18 protein-coding genes are annotated in these 19,358 nt (G+C 57.3%); 10 read left to right on the top strand and 8 right to left on the bottom strand.

Annotation, left to right across the window (positions count from 1 at the left end; genetic code table 11):
• Nucleotide 1: 1 nt before the first annotated feature.
• Nucleotides 2–892 carry a transcriptional regulator GcvA gene (gene gcvA, locus L861_RS22610; RefSeq protein ID WP_021029269.1) on the bottom strand — a complete coding sequence of 297 codons (891 nt, stop codon included), beginning with the start codon at nt 890–892 and terminating at the stop codon, nt 2–4.
• Nucleotides 893–1,016: 124 nt separating this feature from the next.
• On the opposite strand from gcvA, the gene amaB reads away from it, so the two are divergent.
• The 5 genes from amaB (at nt 1,017) to L861_RS22585 (ending at nt 7,529) form a co-directional block, all read left to right on the top strand.
• Nucleotides 1,017–2,510 (top strand): L-piperidine-6-carboxylate dehydrogenase, encoded by a 1,494-nt coding sequence (gene amaB / locus L861_RS22605; RefSeq protein ID WP_016418995.1) that lies wholly within the window; start codon nt 1,017–1,019, stop codon nt 2,508–2,510.
• A gap of 89 nt (nt 2,511–2,599) precedes the next feature.
• On the top strand, nt 2,600–3,880 hold the full coding sequence (gene amaA, locus L861_RS22600; RefSeq protein WP_016418994.1) for an L-pipecolate oxidase: 1,281 nt from the start codon (nt 2,600–2,602) through the stop codon (nt 3,878–3,880).
• Between the two features lie 18 nt (nt 3,881–3,898).
• Nucleotides 3,899–5,149 carry a 2-aminoadipate transaminase gene (locus tag L861_RS22595; RefSeq protein WP_016418993.1) on the top strand — a complete coding sequence of 417 codons (1,251 nt, stop codon included), beginning with the start codon at nt 3,899–3,901 and terminating at the stop codon, nt 5,147–5,149.
• Nucleotides 5,150–5,262: 113 nt separating this feature from the next.
• Nucleotides 5,263–6,630, top strand: coding sequence for a 2-oxoadipate dioxygenase/decarboxylase HglS (gene hglS, locus L861_RS22590; RefSeq protein ID WP_016418992.1), 1,368 nt, complete (start codon nt 5,263–5,265; stop codon nt 6,628–6,630).
• Between the two features lie 140 nt (nt 6,631–6,770).
• Entirely contained in the window at nt 6,771–7,529 is a 759-nt protein-coding gene (locus tag L861_RS22585) for an HAD family hydrolase (protein WP_016418991.1), read from the top strand.
• Here the strand turns inward: L861_RS22585 and yihA are convergent.
• Nucleotides 7,526–8,149, bottom strand: coding sequence for a ribosome biogenesis GTP-binding protein YihA/YsxC (gene yihA, locus L861_RS22580; RefSeq protein WP_016418990.1), 624 nt, complete (start codon nt 8,147–8,149; stop codon nt 7,526–7,528). The two genes, L861_RS22585 and yihA, sit on opposite strands and share 4 nt — an antisense overlap.
• Nucleotides 8,150–8,375: 226 nt before the next feature.
• Here yihA and L861_RS22575 point away from each other — a divergent pair, with 226 nt between their 5' ends.
• The 5 genes from L861_RS22575 to L861_RS22555 all read left to right on the top strand — a co-directional run bounded on the left by L861_RS22575 (nt 8,376) and on the right by L861_RS22555 (nt 12,716).
• Nucleotides 8,376–8,990, top strand: a complete 615-nt coding sequence (locus tag L861_RS22575) for a c-type cytochrome (protein ID WP_021029268.1) — start codon at nt 8,376–8,378, stop codon at nt 8,988–8,990.
• Between the two features lie 198 nt (nt 8,991–9,188).
• On the top strand, nt 9,189–9,821 hold the full coding sequence (locus L861_RS22570; protein ID WP_016418988.1) for a thiol:disulfide interchange protein DsbA/DsbL: 633 nt from the start codon (nt 9,189–9,191) through the stop codon (nt 9,819–9,821).
• The gene (locus L861_RS22565) at nt 9,814–10,644 is read left to right on the top strand and encodes an endonuclease/exonuclease/phosphatase family protein (protein ID WP_035569303.1); all 831 of its coding nucleotides are present in this window, start codon (nt 9,814–9,816) and stop codon (nt 10,642–10,644) included. Before L861_RS22570 ends, L861_RS22565 begins: the two co-directional genes overlap by 8 nt.
• 105 nt (nt 10,645–10,749) lie before the next feature.
• Nucleotides 10,750–11,301, top strand: a complete 552-nt coding sequence (locus L861_RS22560) for a TRAP transporter small permease subunit (protein WP_016418986.1) — start codon at nt 10,750–10,752, stop codon at nt 11,299–11,301.
• Nucleotides 11,302–11,312: 11 nt separating this feature from the next.
• Nucleotides 11,313–12,716: a TRAP transporter large permease gene (locus L861_RS22555; protein ID WP_027947800.1), complete on the top strand. Its 1,404-nt coding sequence runs from the start codon at nt 11,313–11,315 to the stop codon at nt 12,714–12,716.
• Nucleotides 12,717–12,752: 36 nt separating this feature from the next.
• Here L861_RS22555 and nuoN read toward each other — a convergent pair whose 3' ends face one another.
• The 6 genes from nuoN to nuoI form a co-directional block, all read right to left on the bottom strand.
• Entirely contained in the window at nt 12,753–14,201 is a 1,449-nt protein-coding gene (nuoN, locus tag L861_RS22550) for an NADH-quinone oxidoreductase subunit NuoN (protein ID WP_016418984.1), read from the bottom strand.
• Nucleotides 14,198–15,745, bottom strand: a complete 1,548-nt coding sequence (gene nuoM / locus L861_RS22545; RefSeq protein ID WP_016418983.1) for an NADH-quinone oxidoreductase subunit M — start codon at nt 15,743–15,745, stop codon at nt 14,198–14,200. The genes nuoN and nuoM overlap by 4 nt, the downstream gene beginning before the upstream one ends.
• Before the next feature lie 146 nt (nt 15,746–15,891).
• On the bottom strand, nt 15,892–17,745 hold the full coding sequence (gene nuoL / locus L861_RS22540; protein WP_016418982.1) for an NADH-quinone oxidoreductase subunit L: 1,854 nt from the start codon (nt 17,743–17,745) through the stop codon (nt 15,892–15,894).
• Between the two features lie 159 nt (nt 17,746–17,904).
• A complete protein-coding gene (gene nuoK, locus L861_RS22535) occupies nt 17,905–18,213 on the bottom strand; it encodes an NADH-quinone oxidoreductase subunit NuoK (RefSeq protein ID WP_016418981.1) in 309 nt (102 codons plus the stop codon).
• Nucleotides 18,210–18,734, bottom strand: a complete 525-nt coding sequence (gene nuoJ / locus L861_RS22530; protein ID WP_016418980.1) for an NADH-quinone oxidoreductase subunit J — start codon at nt 18,732–18,734, stop codon at nt 18,210–18,212. The genes nuoK and nuoJ overlap by 4 nt, the downstream gene beginning before the upstream one ends.
• An 80-nt stretch (nt 18,735–18,814) precedes the next feature.
• Nucleotides 18,815–19,354, bottom strand: a complete 540-nt coding sequence (gene nuoI / locus L861_RS22525; protein ID WP_016418979.1) for an NADH-quinone oxidoreductase subunit NuoI — start codon at nt 19,352–19,354, stop codon at nt 18,815–18,817.
• Nucleotides 19,355–19,358: the final 4 nt, after the last annotated feature.

Genomic DNA, 19,358 nt, shown 5'->3' with positions numbered 1-19,358 from the left:
ACTACCCATCAACTCTGGCGATGATCCACTCCATGAAGTTCTTCACTTTGGCTACTTCACCCATGTTTTCTGGGCAAGCCATGTAATACGCATCAGGACTTCTTAGCGAGAAATGCCAGGGGATGATCAGCTTCCCCTCCTCCAACTCCTCCGTCACCAGGAATCTTGGGATCAAAGCGACGCCACACCCAGCCTGTGCAGCACGAATTGCCATATAGAACGTATCGAAGCGAGGCCCATGGTAGCTATGCTCCGTATAATAGCCTTGTGCTTCGAACCAATCGTGCCAGGCTTCGGGCCGGGTAGCGCTCTGCAACAGGACTAGCTGTGTCAACTGCAAGGGATCGTCAAAAGGAATTTGCGGGACGATCGTAGGCGAACAGACGGGCACGACATCTTCGTCGAGTATTTTGATACATTCAGTCTTGGGCCAAGCACCATGCCCATAAAAGAAAGCGACGTCCACTCGCTCCTTATCCATGTCGAATGGTTCCACACGGTTGGTTATATTTAGATATATCCCTGGATGCGAATATCTAAATCCATTGAGTCTCGGTATCAGCCAACGCGCACCAAACGTAGGCAACGTGGTGACATTGAGCACCTCGCTTTCTCCGCCATAAGACAGCATATACCGAGTGGACATCTCTACCTGAGCAAGAATCTTGCGCGCTTCTGTCAAATACAACGACCCCTCCGGGGTCAATTGAAGCCGCTTTCTCACACGCCTGAACAGTTTATGCTCCAGCGTGGCTTCCAGTTGAGCCACCTGCTTGCTGACAGCACTTTGCGTCAGGTTCAGCTCCTCGGCCGCACGGGTGAAACTCAGGTGCCGAGCAGACGCCTCGAAGCATTGCATGGACGACAATGAAGGTAAGTGTCTGCGGCTCATGATAAAACCATATTCATGAAAATTAGGAATGACGTCTATCTTAAACGTCGTTTGCCTAAGCCCAAAGCCCCTTATGATACTGGGATTCACCCCTTACACGGCAACAAGAACGATAGGAGAAAGAATGATTGACTCTATCATGAAACGCCTCGGTGTCTCCCACGACCTGTACCGGAATGGGAGTTACGCGGTTAGAAGCCCCATCGATGGCAGCGTCATTGGACAAGTATCGCTGGAAGGCGCCGAGATTGTTGATGAGCGAATTGCCAATGCTCAGCAAGCCTTCGAAGCCTGGAAAGAAGTGCCTGCTCCTCGGCGAGGTGAGCTGGTAAGGCTCTTTGCACAGCAACTACGCGACCATAAAGAAGACCTGGGCCAACTGGTTACCTGGGAATGTGGAAAGATCCTCCAGGAAGGCCTGGGGGAAGTTCAGGAAATGATCGATATCTGCGACCTGGCCGTGGGTCAGTCCCGCCAGCTCTTTGGGTTGACCATTGCCTCCGAGCGCCCCGGCCACCACATGCGTGAATCCTGGCACCCACTGGGCCCGATCGGCCTGATCACCGCATTTAACTTCCCGGTAGCGCCTTGGGCATGGAACGCTGCGCTGGCCCTGGTCTGTGGCAACAGCCTGCTTTGGAAACCTTCCGAGAAGACGCCGCTCTGCGCCCTGGCCTGCCAGGCCTTGCTGGAACGCGCCATGGAGAAATTCGGCGATGAAGCCCCTGCCAACCTTAGCCAAGTAATCATTGGTGACCGGGACGCCGGCGAACGATTGGTAGATGACCCGCGCGTCCCGCTCATCAGCGCCACTGGCAGCACTCGTATGGGGAAGGAAGTCGGTCCGCGTGTCGCCGCCCGCTTCGGCCGTAGTATCCTCGAGTTGGGTGGCAACAATGCCATGATTCTGGCACCCAGCGCCGATCTCGACATGGCGGTGCGTGCCATTCTGTTCTCTGCAGTCGGAACGGCGGGGCAGCGTTGCACGACGCTTCGCCGGTTGATCGTTCATGCGTCGCTCAAAGATGAAGTCGTTGAACGCCTGAAGAAGGCCTATACCAATATTTCCATTGGCGATCCGCTTTCCGGAGCACTTGTTGGCCCGCTAATCGACAAGCAGAGCTTCGAACTCATGCAAGATGCCTTGGAAAAGGCACGCCAACAAGATGCAAAAGTCTTCGGTGGCGAACGTCAGCTTGCCGAGCAATACCCTGAGGCCTACTACGTCTCTCCCTCCATCGTGGAAATGCCACAGCAAAATGAACTCGTCCGCAGCGAAACCTTCGCGCCGATACTCTATGTCATGACTTATAACGAACTCGATGAGGCCATTGCCATCAATAATGATGTCCCGCAAGGATTATCATCGTGTATTTTCACCACCGATGTAAGAGAAGCGGAAACCTTCGTCTCCGATGTCGGTAGTGACTGCGGTATTGCCAATGTCAACATTGGGCCAAGTGGTGCCGAAATCGGTGGTGCGTTCGGTGGTGAGAAAGAAACCGGTGGCGGACGTGAATCCGGATCCGATGTCTGGAAGAGTTATATGCGCCGTCAAACAAACACGGTCAACTACTCTCGAGAGCTTCCTCTAGCCCAAGGCATAAAGTTCGATTAATTGATGGTTAACCCCCTGGGTTCGAAAGTGCCGAGGGGGTATTCGCCTAGGAATGAGCACCGGCATCGTATTTGGAATGAGGCCTCTTGATGGAAATACGTTGTTTATGGGAAGCCACATCCCTCGAATCACCTATCGTCTCTTCCACACTTGACTCACAGCAGGATACCGATGTCTGTATCATCGGTGGCGGAATTACAGGACTGTCTACAGCGCTCCATTTAGCCGAGCAAGGTGTGGCCGTTTCTCTCCTCGAGGCCAAGGAGATCCCCAGCGGTGGCTCAGGACGCAGTGTCGGATTGGTAAACGCAGGCCTCTGGATCCCGCCGGAGGATAATGTCGATGCCCTTGGCAAGGAAAATGGAGAAAGAGCCAATTCCGTTCTTGGTAGCGCTCCCGGCGAAGTTTTCAACATAATCGAAAAGCACAATATCGCGTGTGACGCAACGCGCACCGGTACACTGCATTTGGCACACAACGCCAAAGGGGCCAAGGAATTGGCGAGACGCCGCGACCAGCTACAAAGTCGCGATGCTCCTGTCGAGCTTATCGAGGGCAACGACTGCCAGAGATTGACAGGGACCGAACATATCAAGGGAGCGCTTCTCGATCGGCGAGCAGGTACGCTGAACCCAACGGCATACACAAGGGGATTGGCTCGCGCAGCTCAGTCGGCCGGAGCGAACATTTACACACAGAGCCCAGTCCTGCGGGTGGAGAGTACTGGGGATGCTTGGCGTGCCACGACACCGAAGGGCAGTATCACGGCCCAAAGGATCGTACTGGCGACCAATGCCTACACCGAAGAAGCTTGGAATCAGGTACGCAACAACTTCTTCCCTGGATACTTCTTCCAAGTGGCATCCGGTCCGCTAACGGAAGATATCCTTCCCGATATTCTGCCTGAGCGGCAAGGCGCATGGGATACACGCACTGTGCTAAGCAGCATTCGCCGAGATAGCGCAGGAAGGTTGATCCTGGGTAGTCTGGGATGCGGTGACGATAAACCCTTATCGTATATACAGTGCTGGGCAAACCGTGTGAAGGATCACTATTTCCCGCAGCTTGGGAAATTGGAGTGGGAGTGCACATGGACAGGAAGAATTGCTTTCACTCCTGATCATACACTTAGGCTTTTCGAGCCTGCTCCAGGCATATTGGCAGTTACCGGTTATAACGGACGTGGTATCACGACAGGAACAGTGGTTGGAAAAGGGTTTGCGCATTACATAATCAATAATGACGACCAACTTCTTCCATTGGAAATGCAGTCATCCCGACCGATTCGTGGAAGATGGTTATGGCAAGCCGCTTATGAAACCGGCTTTTCTCTTTACCATACAGGACAATGCCTCAAGATATTGATTTAGTAAATTATGGAGAAAGCCATGCAACCCTGTGTTAGCCAGTCCTTAGGAATTATTCATCCAATCGTGCTCGAAAAAGGACTGAATTCTGAGGTATGGGATAGCAACGGGAAACGCTACATTGACTTTGTTGGTGGCATAGGCGTTCTTAACTTGGGCCACTGTCACCCTGCCATCACCGCCGCCGCCAAGAGTCAGATAGACAAGCTCATTCATTCAGCATTCAATGCCGTCCCTCATCAAGGATACTTGGATATTGCAGAGGCTCTGCAGTCCTTCATCCCGGTTGGCTATGCGCTTTCCTGCATGCTGACTAACTCTGGCGCTGAAGCCACGGAAAATGCCTTGAAAATATCTCGGGCTGCCACTGGCAAACAGGCAGTGATTGCATTTGACGGTGGTTTCCATGGCCGAACGCTTGCAGCGCTCAACTTGAATGGCAAGGTGAATCCGTACAAGGTCGGGATAGGAACGCTTCCTGGTCCTGTGTATCACATACCCTTTCCAAGTCCTGACAATGGAGCCAGTACTAGCGAAGCCATTCAAGCATTGGATAGGCTCTTCGAGGTTGAGATTTCATCAGATGAGATCGCCTGCATAATCGTCGAGCCTGTTCAGGGAGAAGGCGGCTTTCGCGTACTCGATCATGTCTTTGCTAAGCACTTGCGCAAGGTCTGCGACGAACGAGGCATTGTTCTGATAATGGATGAAATCCAATCGGGGTTTGGAAGAACCGGGACACGTTTTGCCTTCACTCACTTAGGTATCGAGCCCGACCTGTTGCTGATGGGGAAAAGCATGGCGTCAGGGCTCCCTCTGGCTGCCGTAGCCGGACGTGAGAGCCTGATGAGCGTGCTACCGAAAGGTGGGCTTGGCGGGACATATTCTGGCAATGCCGTCGCATGTGCCGCTGCCAAAGTTGTCATGGAAGTTATGAGCGATGCCAACCTCTCTCAGTGGAGCAATGCTCAAGAGTCTCTCTTGCTGGAAACCCATGACCGCTGGAAGAGAAGCCAGCGTTTCCCAATGCTGGGCCCCATCACGGGTATCGGCTCGATGCGGGGTATCGTCTTTGAAGATACCGTCAATGCCACGGCGGCCGAACACTTGGCAGCTTTGCTGATCGCTGCTCGACAGGCGGGGGTCCTGTTGATGCCTAGCGGCAGGAAGCGCAACGTCCTTCGCCTACTTCCCCCATTGACTATCTCGCAAGAGCACCTGTCGGAAGGTCTGTCCAAAATCGAGCGGGCGTTGGGAACGTTACAGACATGACCACCAGGCAAAGCACCTATCCGATTCGAAAATCCCACATTCGTTGCAAGCTTTACTGACGATGTGTAGAGCTTGGAAAACCAAGTACCAACTTATAACCAATGAGGCAAGCGATGTTAAGAAGCCATCATGTATCACCCGACCTGATACGCGACATGTTTTCAAAAGCAATGTCTGAAATGTATCAGAAAGAGGTGCCGCTATATGCTGACCTTCTTGACTTAGTAGCACGGGCAAACCGTACTGAGTTAGAGAACAATGAAGCACTACGCTTGAGAATGGAAAAAAGCGGTGAACTTGACCGCTTGGAAGTCGAGCGCCATGGCGCCATTCGAGTGGGGACTGCCGAAGAGCTCTCTGTGCTATGTCGTCTCTTTGCGGTGATGGGCATGTATCCTGTCGGATATTATGACCTCACCGAAGCTGGGGTACCGGTACATTCAACGGCATTTCGACCTATTAGCGAAGAGTCTTTGCAGAAAAATCCATTCCGAATATTCACATCGTTGCTACGTCTAGAGCTCATCGAGAACGAAAAGCTCAGAGCAATAGCGTCAGAAATACTGTCATCAAGAGATATATTCACAAAGAGAGCACTGGAGCTCATTGAGATTCATGAGAATCAAAATGGACTCAGACTAGAACAAGCTGAAGAATTCGTTGCTGAGGCGTTGGAAACCTTTCGCTGGCATGGCGATTCAACAGTAGACAAGGATATTTATGAAGCATTGCATGCCGAACATCGTCTGATAGCAGATGTAGTATGCTTCAGAGGCCCCCACATAAACCATCTGACACCTCGCACCCTAAACATTGACGAGGTACAAAGACTAATGCCTCTGCATGGCATTTCACCCAAAGCCATTATCGAAGGCCCCCCGCGCAGAGATTGTCCTATCCTACTGCGCCAAACGAGCTTCAAAGCTCTGGATGAGCCAGTTAATTTCTCAGGAGATCGGCAAGGTAGCCATACTGCTCGGTTCGGAGAGATTGAGCAGCGAGGTGCTGCACTTACCAAGAAAGGGCGTGAACTATACGACCGTCTGCTACGGCAGTCTCAGAACAAAGGCAGCATAACAGACAACAACGAATATCAGAACAACCTGAAAGATGTTTTCTCCGAGTTCCCAGACAATGAAACAACACTGAGAAAACATGGGCTGGTATTTTTCTATTATCAACCGACTTCTGATGCAAACACAAAGGCTAGGACGGCAGCGAAAATCGAAAATCTGGAAGATTTGATTCAGTCAGGTATCGTTTCAGCCACACCCATCACCTATGAAGATTTTCTGCCAGTTAGCGCCGCCGGCATATTCCACTCAAACCTTGGAGGAGAGTCTAACAGCATGTATGAAGGCAATCCCAACAAGGCTGAGTTTGAAAAGTGCCTAGGAACTTCTGTTAACGATGAGATAGACATTTATGCGGAAATCGAAAGGAAATCCATTGCCAACACGTTGAAACGAATCAACCTATGACAGAAGTCAGCCTGGCCGAATCACAGCCAGGCTCATCTCAATAATGTATTCAGTCGATTGATTTCATCGAGCACCTATGCCAGCTTATGGTCCAACCATGACATAGTCCCCACGACGACCCTGCTCGCTGAGAATACCCGATGCCCCTCCATGCCCCGCTCGATGCCCTGACATTCGATCTCGACGATACCTTGTGGGACAACCGCCCGGTCATGGAACATGCTGAAACCGGGCACTACGCCTGGCTCGACGAAGCTCTGGCAGCATGGCATGGAACGCATCTCGACCAGAATGGGCGCTATGGCGAGCGCTTTCCGCTAAGTGCTTACCAAGCACGTCGCCTTGAATTGGCCAAGCGTCACCCTCTAAGGCGCGGCGACTTCACCTGGATCCGTGAACGGTCACTGAGCGAGCTCCTGGAGGAATACGGACTACCGCGCAGCGCCGCCAGAATGTGGGCAGCCGCGGCCATCGATCGTTTTCTCGAGCTACGTCATCACCTGACGCCCTACCCGGAAGTCGAGACACTGCTCGACGAATTGCGCAGCCGTTACCGCCTCGCAGCGATTACCAACGGTAATGCCGACCTGACACGGCTACCCTTGGCAGCTCACTTCCCGGTAACGATCGCCGCCGGTGAGATGCTCGCCCCCAAGCCTGACGCACGCCCTTTCCTGGCTGCGCTGGCACGTCTCGGCAGCACTCCTTCACGCGCGCTGCATGTCGGTGACTCGTGGCGCGAAGACGTGCTGCCAGCCTGGCGGCTGGGCATGCGCGTGGCCTGGATCGATGTCCATGACGACTCCGAGAGAGCGTTGCCGGCCGGCGTCTATCGCCTTCGTCACGTTCGCGAACTACCCAATCTTCTCCAGCGGCTGGACTCGACTCTCCGCGACTAGGGGTTATCCGAGAAGTCGCGTAGCAACCAATCGTCCAAACGCTCGTGAGCCTCTTCGACTCCTTGGCGCTTGAGTGCCGAAAACAGCTGGACGCTGACCAGGTCCTCCCAATCGCGCAGGCGACTCCTCACTTGCTGTAAAGCGTTCTTGACGGCACCGCTCTTGAGCTTGTCGGCCTTGGTCAACAGGATATGTACTGGCATGTCCTTATCGTCGGCCCAACCCAGCATCATTTCGTCGAACTCGGTCAGCGGATGGCGCACGTCCATCACCAGCACCAACCCACGCAACGACTGGCGCTCGCGTAAGTATTCAGCGAGATGGCGTTGCCATTCGAGTTTGACCTTCTCCGGCACCTTGGCAAAGCCATAGCCCGGCAGATCCACCATGCGACAAGCATCGTCGCCCGCCAGGGAGAAGAAGTTGATGAGCTGCGTGCGCCCCGGCGTCTTGGAGGTACGGGCCAGCGCCTTCTGCTGTGTCAATGCATTGATTGCACTGGACTTTCCGGCATTGGAGCGTCCCGCAAAAGCAACTTCGCAGCCCAGATCAGGCGGGCACTGCGCCAGTGTCGGGGCACTGGTGAGAAAGCGGGCGGTCTGGTAGTTGAGACGCGACATTAGGGCGAAATCCTGGCAGTAGTAAGGCGTGAATAGCACGCAGGGCTCGTTCACCTCATTCGGGTGAGTCGTTATAATACAGTGTATTTTTTTTGTGACCTGGGGCACGCTAGTGTACCACCGTGCTCTCGCCGACAGCGAACCGCGCTTCACCACAGGCGCAAACAACGACGGACGGCGCCCAGGGTACGTACCGGTCAACAATCAAAGGCATAGTGGATTAGCGATGAGAAAGTTACTGGCAAGCCTGGCAATGACCATGAGCGCCATCGGCGTGGCCCATGCGCAAATGGAAGGCGACCCTGCGGCGGGGCGCGAGAAAGCACAAACCTGCGCAGCCTGTCACGGCCAGCAAGGTATCAGTCCTTCTGGCGCCTTTCCCAACCTTGCAGGCCAACAGGCCTCCTACCTGGCCAAGCAGATCATGAACATCCGTGATGGCGACCGGAACGTGCCACAGATGGCTGGTCAGGTCGATGACTTCTCCGACCAGGACGCGTGGGACGTCGCCGCTTTCTTCTCTCAGCAGGAATCCAACCTGGGCCAGGCGAATCCCGACGAAGCGTTGTTGGAGCGCGGCCGCGAGCTGTACCGTGCCGGCGACATGGCCAAGGGTATCCCCTCCTGTGCCGCCTGCCATACCCCCACTGGCGAAGGTATCGGCACCGCTGTTTACCCAGCGCTATCCGGCCAGCACCGCGAATACCTGGTCTCGACCCTGCAGGCATTCGCTGCCGGCGAGCGCAGCAACGATCCCAATGCCATCATGCGCGATATTGCCGCCAAGATGAGCGATAGCGATATGCAAGCCGTGGCCAACTATCTCTATGGCTTGCACTGATCACAATCCCGACCGGTGAATCGTAAAAGGCGGCTCGACGACCGCCTTCCAACTTTTCACCAGGAGGGTGGGAACCTTGATCAACGCTTGATGCTCAAAGCCAGCGTTGCGAGGCCTCGGAACGAATGCTGCCCGCGATAGCGTTTCCTGTTACCTTTCCCGAATACTTCGCAAGAGCTCGACAAGGAGTCTGTTCGCATGTTCAAGACATTGGTTGCCGTACTCGCCGGCCTTAGTCTATCGACCCTGGCCTCAGCGCAATCGCTGGTCGAAGGCGAGCAATACAAGGTGCTCGACGAGGCGGTGCCTACCCAGGTTGAAGAGGGTCAGATCGAGGTTGTCGAAGCTTTCTGGTATGGCTGCCCCCACTGTTACAGTCTGGAAGATCCGCTCAATGCCTGGGTCGCCGAGTTGCCCGAGGATGTAACCTTCCGGCGTATGCCCGCCACCATGGGCGGCGATTGGAACAAGCATGCCGTCGCCTTCTATGCCGCCCAGGAACTGGGCATTCTCGAAGACGTGCACGACGATTTCTTCGATGCCGTTCACCAGGAAGGCCGCCATCTCACCGAGGTCGACGATATCGCCGACTTCTTCAGCGACTACGGTGTCAGCGAAGACGAAGCCCGCCAGGCCTTGACGTCGTTCGGCGTCAAGAGCCAAGTCAACCAGGCCCACGCTCGCATGCGTGCTTACGGACTAATGGGGGTTCCGGCGTTGATCGTCGAAGGCCGCTATGTGATCACGCCGTCGAGCGCCGGCAGCCTCGAGAACATGCCACAGATCGCCAGCGCACTGATCGAGAAGGTTCGTGACGACGGGAATCAGTAAATCCAGCAGAGGGGACGGTAGCCACCCGGTAGTGGATAGCGGCCACCTGCGTCTTCTGACCTTCAACCTGCAGGTCGGCATCCAGACCTCGGCCTATCACCACTACCTGACCCGTAGTTGGCAGCATTTCCTGCCACACCCTACGCGTCAACGCCGCCTCAACATGGTCAGCGAGGTGCTGAGCAACTTCGACATCGTCGGCCTCCAAGAGGTCGACGGTGGCAGTTTCCGCTCCGGCAACGTCAATCAGGTCGAGTACCTGGCGGCGCGCGCTGGCTTTCCCCACCATTTCCAGCAGCTCAATCGCAACCTGGGCCGTGTCGCCCAGCACAGCAATGGTTTGCTGTCGCGGCTGCATCCCACGCGCATCGAAGAGCACCGGCTACCCGGCACGCTACCGGGACGCGGTGCCATTCATGCCCGTTACGGCGATGGCGAGGACGCCCTGCACCTATTCGTGGCTCATCTGGCACTGAGCCATCGTGCCCGCATTCGTCAGCTCGACTATCTGAGCGAAATCATCACGCCGCTGCGTCATGTGGTGGTGATGGGCGATCTCAACTGCACACTGGAGCAGCTCCACTCGCATTCACGTTTCTGCACCTCGCTACCCTTGCACCCGGTGCGTCCGCTGCTCAGCTACCCATCCTGGCAACCGCGACGCGCGCTCGACCATATCCTGCTCTCCAACTCACTGGTCGCTCATGACGTGCGAGTTCTCGACCAGCTCTTTTCGGACCACTTGCCAATCGCTGTCGACGTGCAATTGCCCAGTGCCTGCCAGAAGACACTGGCATCGCTTTTACACCCCAACAAGCACTGATCGCCTTTCAATATTAGGCATAAGGGATGACGATTGTCGCTCAATCGGCGATGATTGCGCGCTCCTGCTGCTTTACCTTGAAACCATTTTACCGCGAGAGGTTCCATGAATCGCGCGACTCGCGAGCCGGCCCCACTCAGCCGGCTCGATGCTCTGACCGATATCGTCGGCCGCAGTATCGCCTGGCTGGTCCTGGTAATGATGGTGGTGCAATTCACCATCGTGGTGATGCGTTACGTTTTCAGCGTGCATAGCGTTGCCATGCAGGAGTCGGTGATGGCCATGCATGCCATGGTGTTCATGCTCGGCGCCGCCTATACCCTCAAGCATGACGGCCACGTACGGGTGGATATCTTCTACCGTCGCCTATCGCCACGCGGTCGCGCTTGGGTCGATCTCGGCGGCACTCTGTTTCTGCTGATGCCGGTGGTGCTGTTCATCGCCTTTACGAGCTGGCACTACGTCTTGAGTAGTTGGGCGATTCTGGAACGAACGTCGGATGGCAACCTGCCTATCGTATTCCTGATCAAGTCTCTGATCCTGCTGATGATGACACTGCTATTGCTGCAAGGCATCGCTCAAATCATCCGTCAGATCCTGATTCTGCACGGTCGCCTACCTGCCGAGCCCTTACACGAGCACGAGGAGGTACTGTAGTAGTGGACATCGTGCTCGACTATATGCCGTTCCTGCTGTTTGCCGCCGTCTGCGCCGTTCTCATGCTGGGCTATCCGGTAGCGCTGTCACTGGCCGGTACCGCCCTGATCTTTGCCGGCCTTGGCCTGGGACTGGACACCATGGGTGTGGCCGTGTCATTCGATGCGGGTTTCCTGTCGGCCATGCCCAACCGCCTTTACGGCATCATGACCAACCAGACGCTGCTGGCGGTACCACTGTTCGTGCTGATGGGGGTACTGCTGGAGAAATCGCGGGTCGCCGAAACTCTGCTCGATGCCATGGCACTGCTGTTCGGTGCCTTACGCGGCGGGCTGGGCATTTCGGTCACCCTGGTAGGGATGCTGCTGGCCGCCTCGACCGGCATCGTCGGTGCCACCGTGGTAACCATGGGCCTGCTTTCACTGCCAACGATGCTCAAGCGCGGCTACTCACCGGCACTGGCCACAGGAACCATCTGCGCTACCGGCACTCTGGGCCAGATCATTCCACCGTCGATTGCCTTGGTACTGCTCGGCGACGTACTTTCCACCGCCTATCAGCAAGCCCAATTGGCGATGGGTGTCTGGAGTCCAAAGACTCTATCCGTCGGCGATCTGTTCATCGGAGCCCTGGTGCCCGGTCTGGTACTGGTGGCCGCCTATATCGTGTTCGTTGCGCTCATCGCCTGGGCACGCCCGAGCCTGGCACCACCAGTCGAGCGACAACAACTGATGCAGGAAATGAACCATCAAGGCAGCCTATGGCCACTGCTGCTCAGGGGAATGCTGCCACCAGTGGCGCTGATCGTCGCGGTACTGGGTTCAATACTCGGCGGTTTTGCCACGCCCACTGAGGCCTCGGCGGTGGGAGCCTTCGGTGCACTACTGCTGGCCATGGCCAAACGCAGTCTCGATGGTCCCACGCTCAAGGCCGTGGTGCAGACCACCACCCAAGTCACCAGCATGGTATTCTTGATCCTGATTGGTGCGGCACTATTCTCGCTGGTGTTCCGTGCCTACGGCGGCGAAGAACTGGTCACCGAGCTGTTCGAATCCCTGCCCGGCGGCGTGCTCGGCGCCATGATCGTGGTCATGTTGGTGATCTTTCTGCTTGGCTTCATACTCGACTTCATCGAGATCACCTTCGTGGTGGTGCCGATCGTCGGTCCGGTACTGCTGGCGATGGGCGTCGATCCCATCTGGCTGGGCATCATGATCGCCGTCAACTTACAGACATCGTTCCTGACGCCGCCGTTCGGCTTCGCACTATTCTACCTGCGCGGCGTGACGCCGGACTCGGTACCAACATCGGCGATCTACAAGGGGGTGATCCCCTTCATCCTGCTGCAACTCACCATGCTCGCCACTCTGGCATTGTTCCCGGAATTGGCCACTTGGTTGCCATCGGTGCTGTGAGCCGGAAGAGCGTGCCGGTCCGTGCGGGCCGGCACATTATCCAGCAGTAATGCGCTCCACCACCCCCACCCATTCGATCATCGGCGCGGGATAGATGCCCAACAGCACAATCAACAGCGCCAACCCAAGCACGACCACACCTCCAGCGCGTACACTCCAGTCTCGCGGCGCATCGCGGCGCTGCATCCCGGGCTCGACCAGGAACAGGGTGACCATCACCCGCAGGTAGTAGTAGAGACCGATCGCGCTGCCCACCACGATCCCGCCGACCAGCCACCAGCGCTGTGCTTCGACACCCAGCGCAATGATGTAGAACTTACCGATGAAGCCGGCCGTGAAGGGAATGCCGGCCAGCGACAGCAGGCTCACGGTGAGTACCGCGGTGAGATAGGGGCGCCGCCAGAACAGGCCCCGATAATGGTGCAGTGCTGCCGCATCCTCGCCGCTGTAGGGGCTCGAGAGCAACGTCACCACACCGAAGGCGCCCAGTGTGGTCACCAGGTAGGTAAGCAGATAGACCCCTCCGGTTTCCGTGGCCAGCCCGTCGCCGACCACCAGTGCCACCAGCAGATAGCCGAAATGAGCGATCGACGAATACCCCAACAGGCGCTTGAGATTCGATTGGACCAAGGCCAGCAGGTTGCCCACCAGCATGCCGGCTAGCGCCATCGCCGCCAATACGTCACGCAGCCAGTCATCCTGAAAGCCTGGCGCCGACAGCACCAGGCGAAGCAGCACCACGAATACCGCCACCTTGCTTGCCGAGGCCAAGAATGTGGCGGCAGGGCCAGGAGCTCCTTCATAGACATCCGGTGTCCACAGATGAAAGGGGACGATCGACAGCTTGAAGCCCAGTCCGACCAACAACAAGCCGATGCCGGCCAGCCCCCAGGCATCGGGACGTTCAGAGAATGACGCCGCCACACCTGTCAGGTCCAGGTGGCCCACCTGGGCGTAGAGCAGCGCCATACCGAACAACAAAAAGGCGGTGGCCGCCGCCGACAGGATGAAGTATTTGATGCCCGCCTCCAACGAGCGACGTTCAGGGAAGGCATATGCCAGCATGCCGTAGAGCGGCATGGATAGCAGTTCGAGACCAACGAATAGCGAGGCCAGATGTTGGCTTGCCGCCAACACCATGCCTCCCGCTGCGGCACACAGCAAGAGCAAGTAGAACTCTTCACGGGGACCGGGGTAGTTCTCCAGGTAGACATACGCCAAGGCGGTACATGCCAAGGAAGAGACCAGTATCATCACGCCGGCGAACAGTGTCAGACCATCGACGACCAGTAATGGCACCTTGATCGGGGCCATCGTCCAGATCGACAGCAACGATATCAGGGCCAGAACGAGCCCCATGACGGTAACCGCTGCCGTACCGGCATGATGGCGTCGCCAGGCGATCCCCAGCATCGCCGCAATCGCTGTGGCACAAACCAGGATCAGCGGCAGCAGCGCCATGAGGTGTGTCACGGTCAACGTCATAGCCCCCCCATCAGCTCAGTGATCGATGTAGGCGCCGCGGCATCGCTGAATAGCTGCTGTACCTCGTGCATGGTGGCGCCGGAGGTCTCGAGCAATGGCTGCGGAAACAGCCCGAGCAGCAACACCAGCGCCAGCAGCCCGAGCATCATGGCATATTCACGCCGATCGAGATCGGCAAAACGCCCCTCACCCCGGGGAGGACCGTAATGCACCCGCTGCATCAACAGCAACGAATAGATTGCAGCCAGCACCAGCCCGGCACTGGCGATCGCCGCCACCCATGGCACTACCGGAAAACTGCCGAACAGGATCATGAACTCGCCAACGAAGTTGACGGTACCTGGCATACCCAACGAGGCAACCACGAAACACAACATGAACCCCGGCAGGCTTCCCATGCGCCCCCACAGGCCACCCATCTCGCGCATGTCACGGGTATGCAAGCGCTCGTATATCTGGCCGCTGATGATAAACAAGGCCGAGGTCGAAAAGGCGTGCGCCACCATCAGTGCCACTACCCCTTGTAGCGCCAATTCGGTGCCGGCATAGATGCCAATCAGCACGAAGCCCATGTGCGAGATACTGGTGTAGGCGATCAGTCGCTTGATGTCCTGCTGGCCACAAGCCAGCAGCGCACCGTAGAAAATACCGACCAACCCCAGCCCCATCGCTACCGGAGCAAATGCCTGGGAGGCTTCAGGAAACAACGGCAACGCGAAACGCAGCATGCCGTAGGCGCCAGTTTTGAGCAGGATGCCGGCAAGATCCACGCTGCCGGCGGTTGGTGCCTGGGCATGCGCGTCAGGCAACCAACCGTGGAAAGGCACCACCGGCAGTTTGACCGCAAAAGCGAAGAAGAAACCCAGCATCAGCCATACCGACAGTTCGTCGGAAAGCGGCGTCTCTCGCAGCGCCGCATAGCTGAAGGTGTATTCGCCGGTCGCATTGTAATGGGCGAAGACCAGGCCGAGGATCGCCACCAGCATCAGGAGGCCACTGGCCTGGGTATAGATGAAAAACTTGGTTGCCGCACCGATTCGCGTTCTGCCCCTCGAGCCGCTGTGCCCCCACAGCGCGATCAGGAAGTACATCGGCACCAGCATCATTTCCCAAAAGAAGAAGAACAGGAACAGATCGATGGCCAGGAAGACCCCGACTACCCCCGCCAGGATCCACAGCAGGTTGAGATGGAAAAAACCGACTCGGCGCCCAATCTCATGCCAGGAGCACAATACCGCCAGCACACCGAGCAAGCCGGTCAGCGCTATCAGCACCAGCGACAGGCCATCCAACGCCAGGTGCACTTCAATGCCAAAGCGCGGAATCCATACGGCGCGCCACTCGATGGCCCAAGACACGGCCTCAGCCTCGGCGCCAGCTGGCAACCGATAATCGCCATGCCACCACAATCCCAGTGTGATCAGAAGCACCAGCAGCATGGTACCCAGGGCGATCCAGCGCGGAGGCTGGTCGCCCCAGCGCTCCCCTTGCCAGCACAGCAAGCCGCCAATGAAGGGGATCAGGATCAACCAGACCAAAGCCATGAGTTCCGGACTCCTCGCCATTGACATCTCGTCATTGCCATTCTCCTTGTCCGCGCAGGCATACCACGAGCCTTATAGGAAGCGCTGGATAAATCGGCGAGCGGCATCAAGCACGAGGCGCACGGAGTACAGGAACCGGAGTTCCCTTACGCCGCCAATGCCATCGCCACCAATACCAGCGTAGCCCCGAGCACCATCGAGGCAGCGTAGAGTCGCAACTTGCCGGTCTGCGTTCGCGCCAATCCCACGTGCAGCCACCATGCCAGCCGAGCGACGAGCCCGACTACCGCATCAACGACATCGCTTCGCATCCACGCCACCAAGCTACGATAAGGACTCACCAACAGCCGGTCGTAGCCAGTATCGAAGCCCCAGGCGTGGTGCCAGAGCCGCCATGACTTGGCCCCCCAACCGTGCGATACGATGTCGGCAAGCCATGCCTGCCGACGTAGGAATAGCCAAGCGCCCAGTGCAATGCCTGCCAAAGCAACGCCACTAGCCATGATCTCGAGCGCCAGGTGCCATCCTTCACCACCCTCATGGGGGCCGGGTAGCACCGCACCCAGTGGCGGCTCGATCCAGGCACCGAGAAGCGTCGACAGCAGCGCCAGCACGATCAGCGGCAGGCCATGCGCCAAACCACTTCCTGATTCGGCATCGCGGGCGTTGTCACTGCCCGGTTTGCCGTGGAAGACGCCGACGATCAAGCGCAAGGTGTACAGCGAGGTCAACAGCGCCCCGAGCAGCCCAGCCAGTAGCAACCCGCCATGCCCCGATGCCAGTGCCTGCCACAGGATCTCGTCCTTGCTGTAGAAGCCGGCAGTGACCAGCGGTAGAGCCGCTAGTGCCGCGCCCCCCACCACGAACCCGGCGTAGGCCAGCGGCAGTCTTTGCCATAGTCCACCCAGACGCCGTATGTCCTGTTCGTGATGACAACTGACGATTACCGCACCTGCCGATAAGAACAACAGAGCCTTGAAGAACGCGTGGGTCATCAGATGGAAGATCGCGGCCTCGAAGCCGCCTACCCCTAATGCCAGGAACATGTAGCCTATCTGACTCATGGTCGAATAGGCCAACACGCGCTTGATGTCAGTCTGCGCCAAGGCAGCGAAAGCGGCCATCAGCAACGTCAAGGCACCGATGACACCAACCAGCAGCAGCACATCCGGGGCGAGCAGGAACACGCCATGCATCCGTGCGATCAGATACACTCCTGCGGTGACCATGGTCGCTGCATGGATCAGTGCCGACACCGGCGTGGGGCCAGCCATGGCATCGGCCAACCAAGTGTGCAACGGTAACTGCGCCGACTTGCCCAGCGCTCCCCCCAATAGCAGCAACGCCGCCAGTTGGACCGTGGGATCGCCAGCAGACCAGGCCTCGGGAGCGCGTTGGAGAATCTCGGCAACGTTCAGCGTGCCCAATTCATGGAACAGCAGAAACAGCCCAATGGCCAGGAAGGCGTCACCGATCCGGGTGACGATAAAAGCCTTGAACGCTGCCCAGCCGTTGGCAGCAGTATGGTAGTAATGGCCGATCAGCAGGTAGCTGCACAGCCCCACGCCTTCCCAGCCGAGAAACAGCAGCAGCAGATTGTCGCCCAGTACCAGCAGCACCATGCTGGCCACGAACAGGTTCATATAGGCATAGAAACGCGTGACACCTTCTTCACCATGCATGTACCAGGCAGCAAACCAGTGGATCAACAAACCGACGCCGGTGATGACACCAAGCATGGTCAGTGATAAACCATCTAGCCTCAGGCCGAAGGTCGGCTGGAAATCTCCCACGGCAATCCAGCGCCATAGTGTCATCTCATATGCCCTAGGCGCGCCAATGAACTGGTAGGTCAGCAACGCCGTGACCAGGGCCGCCAGGCCCACGCTAGTCACGCCGACCCAGGCACTGCCACGCACACCCAGGCGAGCATGGGAAAACGCCAGTATCAGCGTACCGGCCAAGGGCAGCAGGAAGGTCAGTGGCAGCAGCAACGTCATCGGTACCTCCCCTAGAGCAGGCTTTGTCTGAAAAGTCGGCGAGCGATGGTCAGACAAGGCAAAAATTGGCGAAAAGACGGAGTTTACGTGGTTGTAAATGAGTACTTTGAGCCGATTTTTAACGCCGTATGGCCGAGCGCAGCACTTTTCAGGCAAAGCCTAGCCACGCATCCTGCTGGCCATATCGATGTCGAGTGTCTTGAATCGGCGATACAACTGGATCAATAGTGCCAACCCGACACTGGCTTCCGCCGCCGCCAGGGTGATCACCAGCAGGAACATCGCTTGCCCCTCGGCCTGCCCCCAGGCCATGCCGGCAACGATGAAGGCCAGTCCCGCCGCGTTGAGCATGATTTCCAGGCTGATCAGCATGAATACCATGTTGCGGCGGAACATCAGTCCCGCCAGACCCAGTGCAAACAATACGGCCGCCAGTGCCAAGCCATGCTCCATCGGGACGCCGTTCATGACTCTCCACTCCTGGTATTCGATGGCTGGGATGAAGTCCTACCAACATGCGAGGCGGTGACCAGTGCCGCCAGCAACAACATCGCCGCCAGCTCGACGGCAATCAGCCAGGGGCCGAACAGCGTCGTACCGACCACCTTGGCAGTCAGCGTCTCGCCCTCGATCACCAGGTCGACATCACCTCGCCACAGGGTCGTGATCAACACCAGCAACAGCACGGTGGCGAGCGCGACAGGCCCCAGCCAGGTTCGCGGCCCAAGCCAGGCACGTTCCTGGGCGGCCACGCCTTCATTCAGGTTGAGCATCATCACGACGAACACGAACAGCACCATGATCGCCCCGGCATAGACGATGACCTCCAGGGCGCCAGCAAAAGGCGCACCGAGGGCGAAGAACACCATGGCCACGGCGAGCAATGACACGATCAGATACAGCAGCGCATGTATCGGATTGGTGCTGGTAATGACTCTCAGTGTCGCCAGCACAGCGACCAAGCCACTCAGATAGAAAGCGATTTCCATTTCCTCATCCTCTGACGACTAACCAGCGAAATTCTCGTTTTCACGTCATCGGGGTAAGCACAGTCAGTTCTTTATCGTGCCTAGGGCAGTAGCGTCCTGACATCGATCGGCTTCGCTTCGTCCTGTCCTTGCCCCTTGTTCTTGCCGGCAATCGCCAGCCCGGCCACCTTGTAGAAGTGGTAATCGTGGTCCTTGCCAGGACCGGCGATCTGCAGGTCCTCCTTTTCATAAACCATGTCCTGACGCCGGTACTCACTCATCTCGAAGTCTGGAGTGAGCTGGATCGCCGAGGTCGGACATGCCTCCTCACACATGCCGCAGTAGATACAACGCGAAAAGTTGATACGGAAGGACGACGGGTACCAGCGGCCGTCCTCCATTTCGCCCTTCTCCAGTGCGATGCAGTCCACCGGACAGGCCACGGCGCACAGGTTGCAGGCCACACAGCGTTCCTCGCCATCCGGGTCACGGGTCAATACGATACGCCCGCGGTAGCGCGGCGGCAGGTAGACCTCCTCCTCGGGATAATTGACTGTCTCGCGCTTGCGGAAGGCATGCATGAACACCATGCCGAGCGTGCGCAGTTGCGACCAGGTTCCGGAGATTAGCGACGTCAACATCTCA

The sequence above is a fragment of the Litchfieldella anticariensis FP35 = DSM 16096 genome (genome assembly GCF_000409775.1).
Taxonomy (GTDB): Bacteria; Pseudomonadota; Gammaproteobacteria; order Pseudomonadales; family Halomonadaceae; genus Litchfieldella; species Litchfieldella anticariensis.
This window is presented reverse-complemented; position numbering and strand designations above follow the sequence as displayed.

What these genes read in the sequence shown, in the direction of transcription:
- gcvA (WP_021029269.1), bottom strand. Translation starts at nt 892, where the DNA reads ATGAGCCGCAGACACTTACCTTCATTGTCGTCCATGCAATGCTTCGAG.
- yihA (WP_016418990.1), bottom strand. Translation starts at nt 8,149, where the DNA reads ATGTCGCGTCTCAACTACCAGACCGCCCGCTTTCTCACCAGTGCCCCG.
- L861_RS22560 (WP_016418986.1), top strand. Translation starts at nt 10,750, where the DNA reads ATGAATCGCGCGACTCGCGAGCCGGCCCCACTCAGCCGGCTCGATGCT.
- amaA (WP_016418994.1), top strand. Translation starts at nt 2,600, where the DNA reads ATGGAAATACGTTGTTTATGGGAAGCCACATCCCTCGAATCACCTATC.
- nuoN (WP_016418984.1), bottom strand. Translation starts at nt 14,201, where the DNA reads ATGACGTTGACCGTGACACACCTCATGGCGCTGCTGCCGCTGATCCTG.
- nuoI (WP_016418979.1), bottom strand. Translation starts at nt 19,354, where the DNA reads ATGTTGACGTCGCTAATCTCCGGAACCTGGTCGCAACTGCGCACGCTC.
- L861_RS22575 (WP_021029268.1), top strand. Translation starts at nt 8,376, where the DNA reads ATGAGAAAGTTACTGGCAAGCCTGGCAATGACCATGAGCGCCATCGGC.
- L861_RS22570 (WP_016418988.1), top strand. Translation starts at nt 9,189, where the DNA reads ATGTTCAAGACATTGGTTGCCGTACTCGCCGGCCTTAGTCTATCGACC.
- nuoL (WP_016418982.1), bottom strand. Translation starts at nt 17,745, where the DNA reads ATGACGTTGCTGCTGCCACTGACCTTCCTGCTGCCCTTGGCCGGTACG.
- L861_RS22595 (WP_016418993.1), top strand. Translation starts at nt 3,899, where the DNA reads ATGCAACCCTGTGTTAGCCAGTCCTTAGGAATTATTCATCCAATCGTG.
- nuoJ (WP_016418980.1), bottom strand. Translation starts at nt 18,734, where the DNA reads ATGGAAATCGCTTTCTATCTGAGTGGCTTGGTCGCTGTGCTGGCGACA.
- amaB (WP_016418995.1), top strand. Translation starts at nt 1,017, where the DNA reads ATGATTGACTCTATCATGAAACGCCTCGGTGTCTCCCACGACCTGTAC.
- nuoK (WP_016418981.1), bottom strand. Translation starts at nt 18,213, where the DNA reads ATGAACGGCGTCCCGATGGAGCATGGCTTGGCACTGGCGGCCGTATTG.
- L861_RS22585 (WP_016418991.1), top strand. Translation starts at nt 6,771, where the DNA reads ATGCCCCTCCATGCCCCGCTCGATGCCCTGACATTCGATCTCGACGAT.
- hglS (WP_016418992.1), top strand. Translation starts at nt 5,263, where the DNA reads ATGTTAAGAAGCCATCATGTATCACCCGACCTGATACGCGACATGTTT.
- nuoM (WP_016418983.1), bottom strand. Translation starts at nt 15,745, where the DNA reads ATGGCTTTGGTCTGGTTGATCCTGATCCCCTTCATTGGCGGCTTGCTG.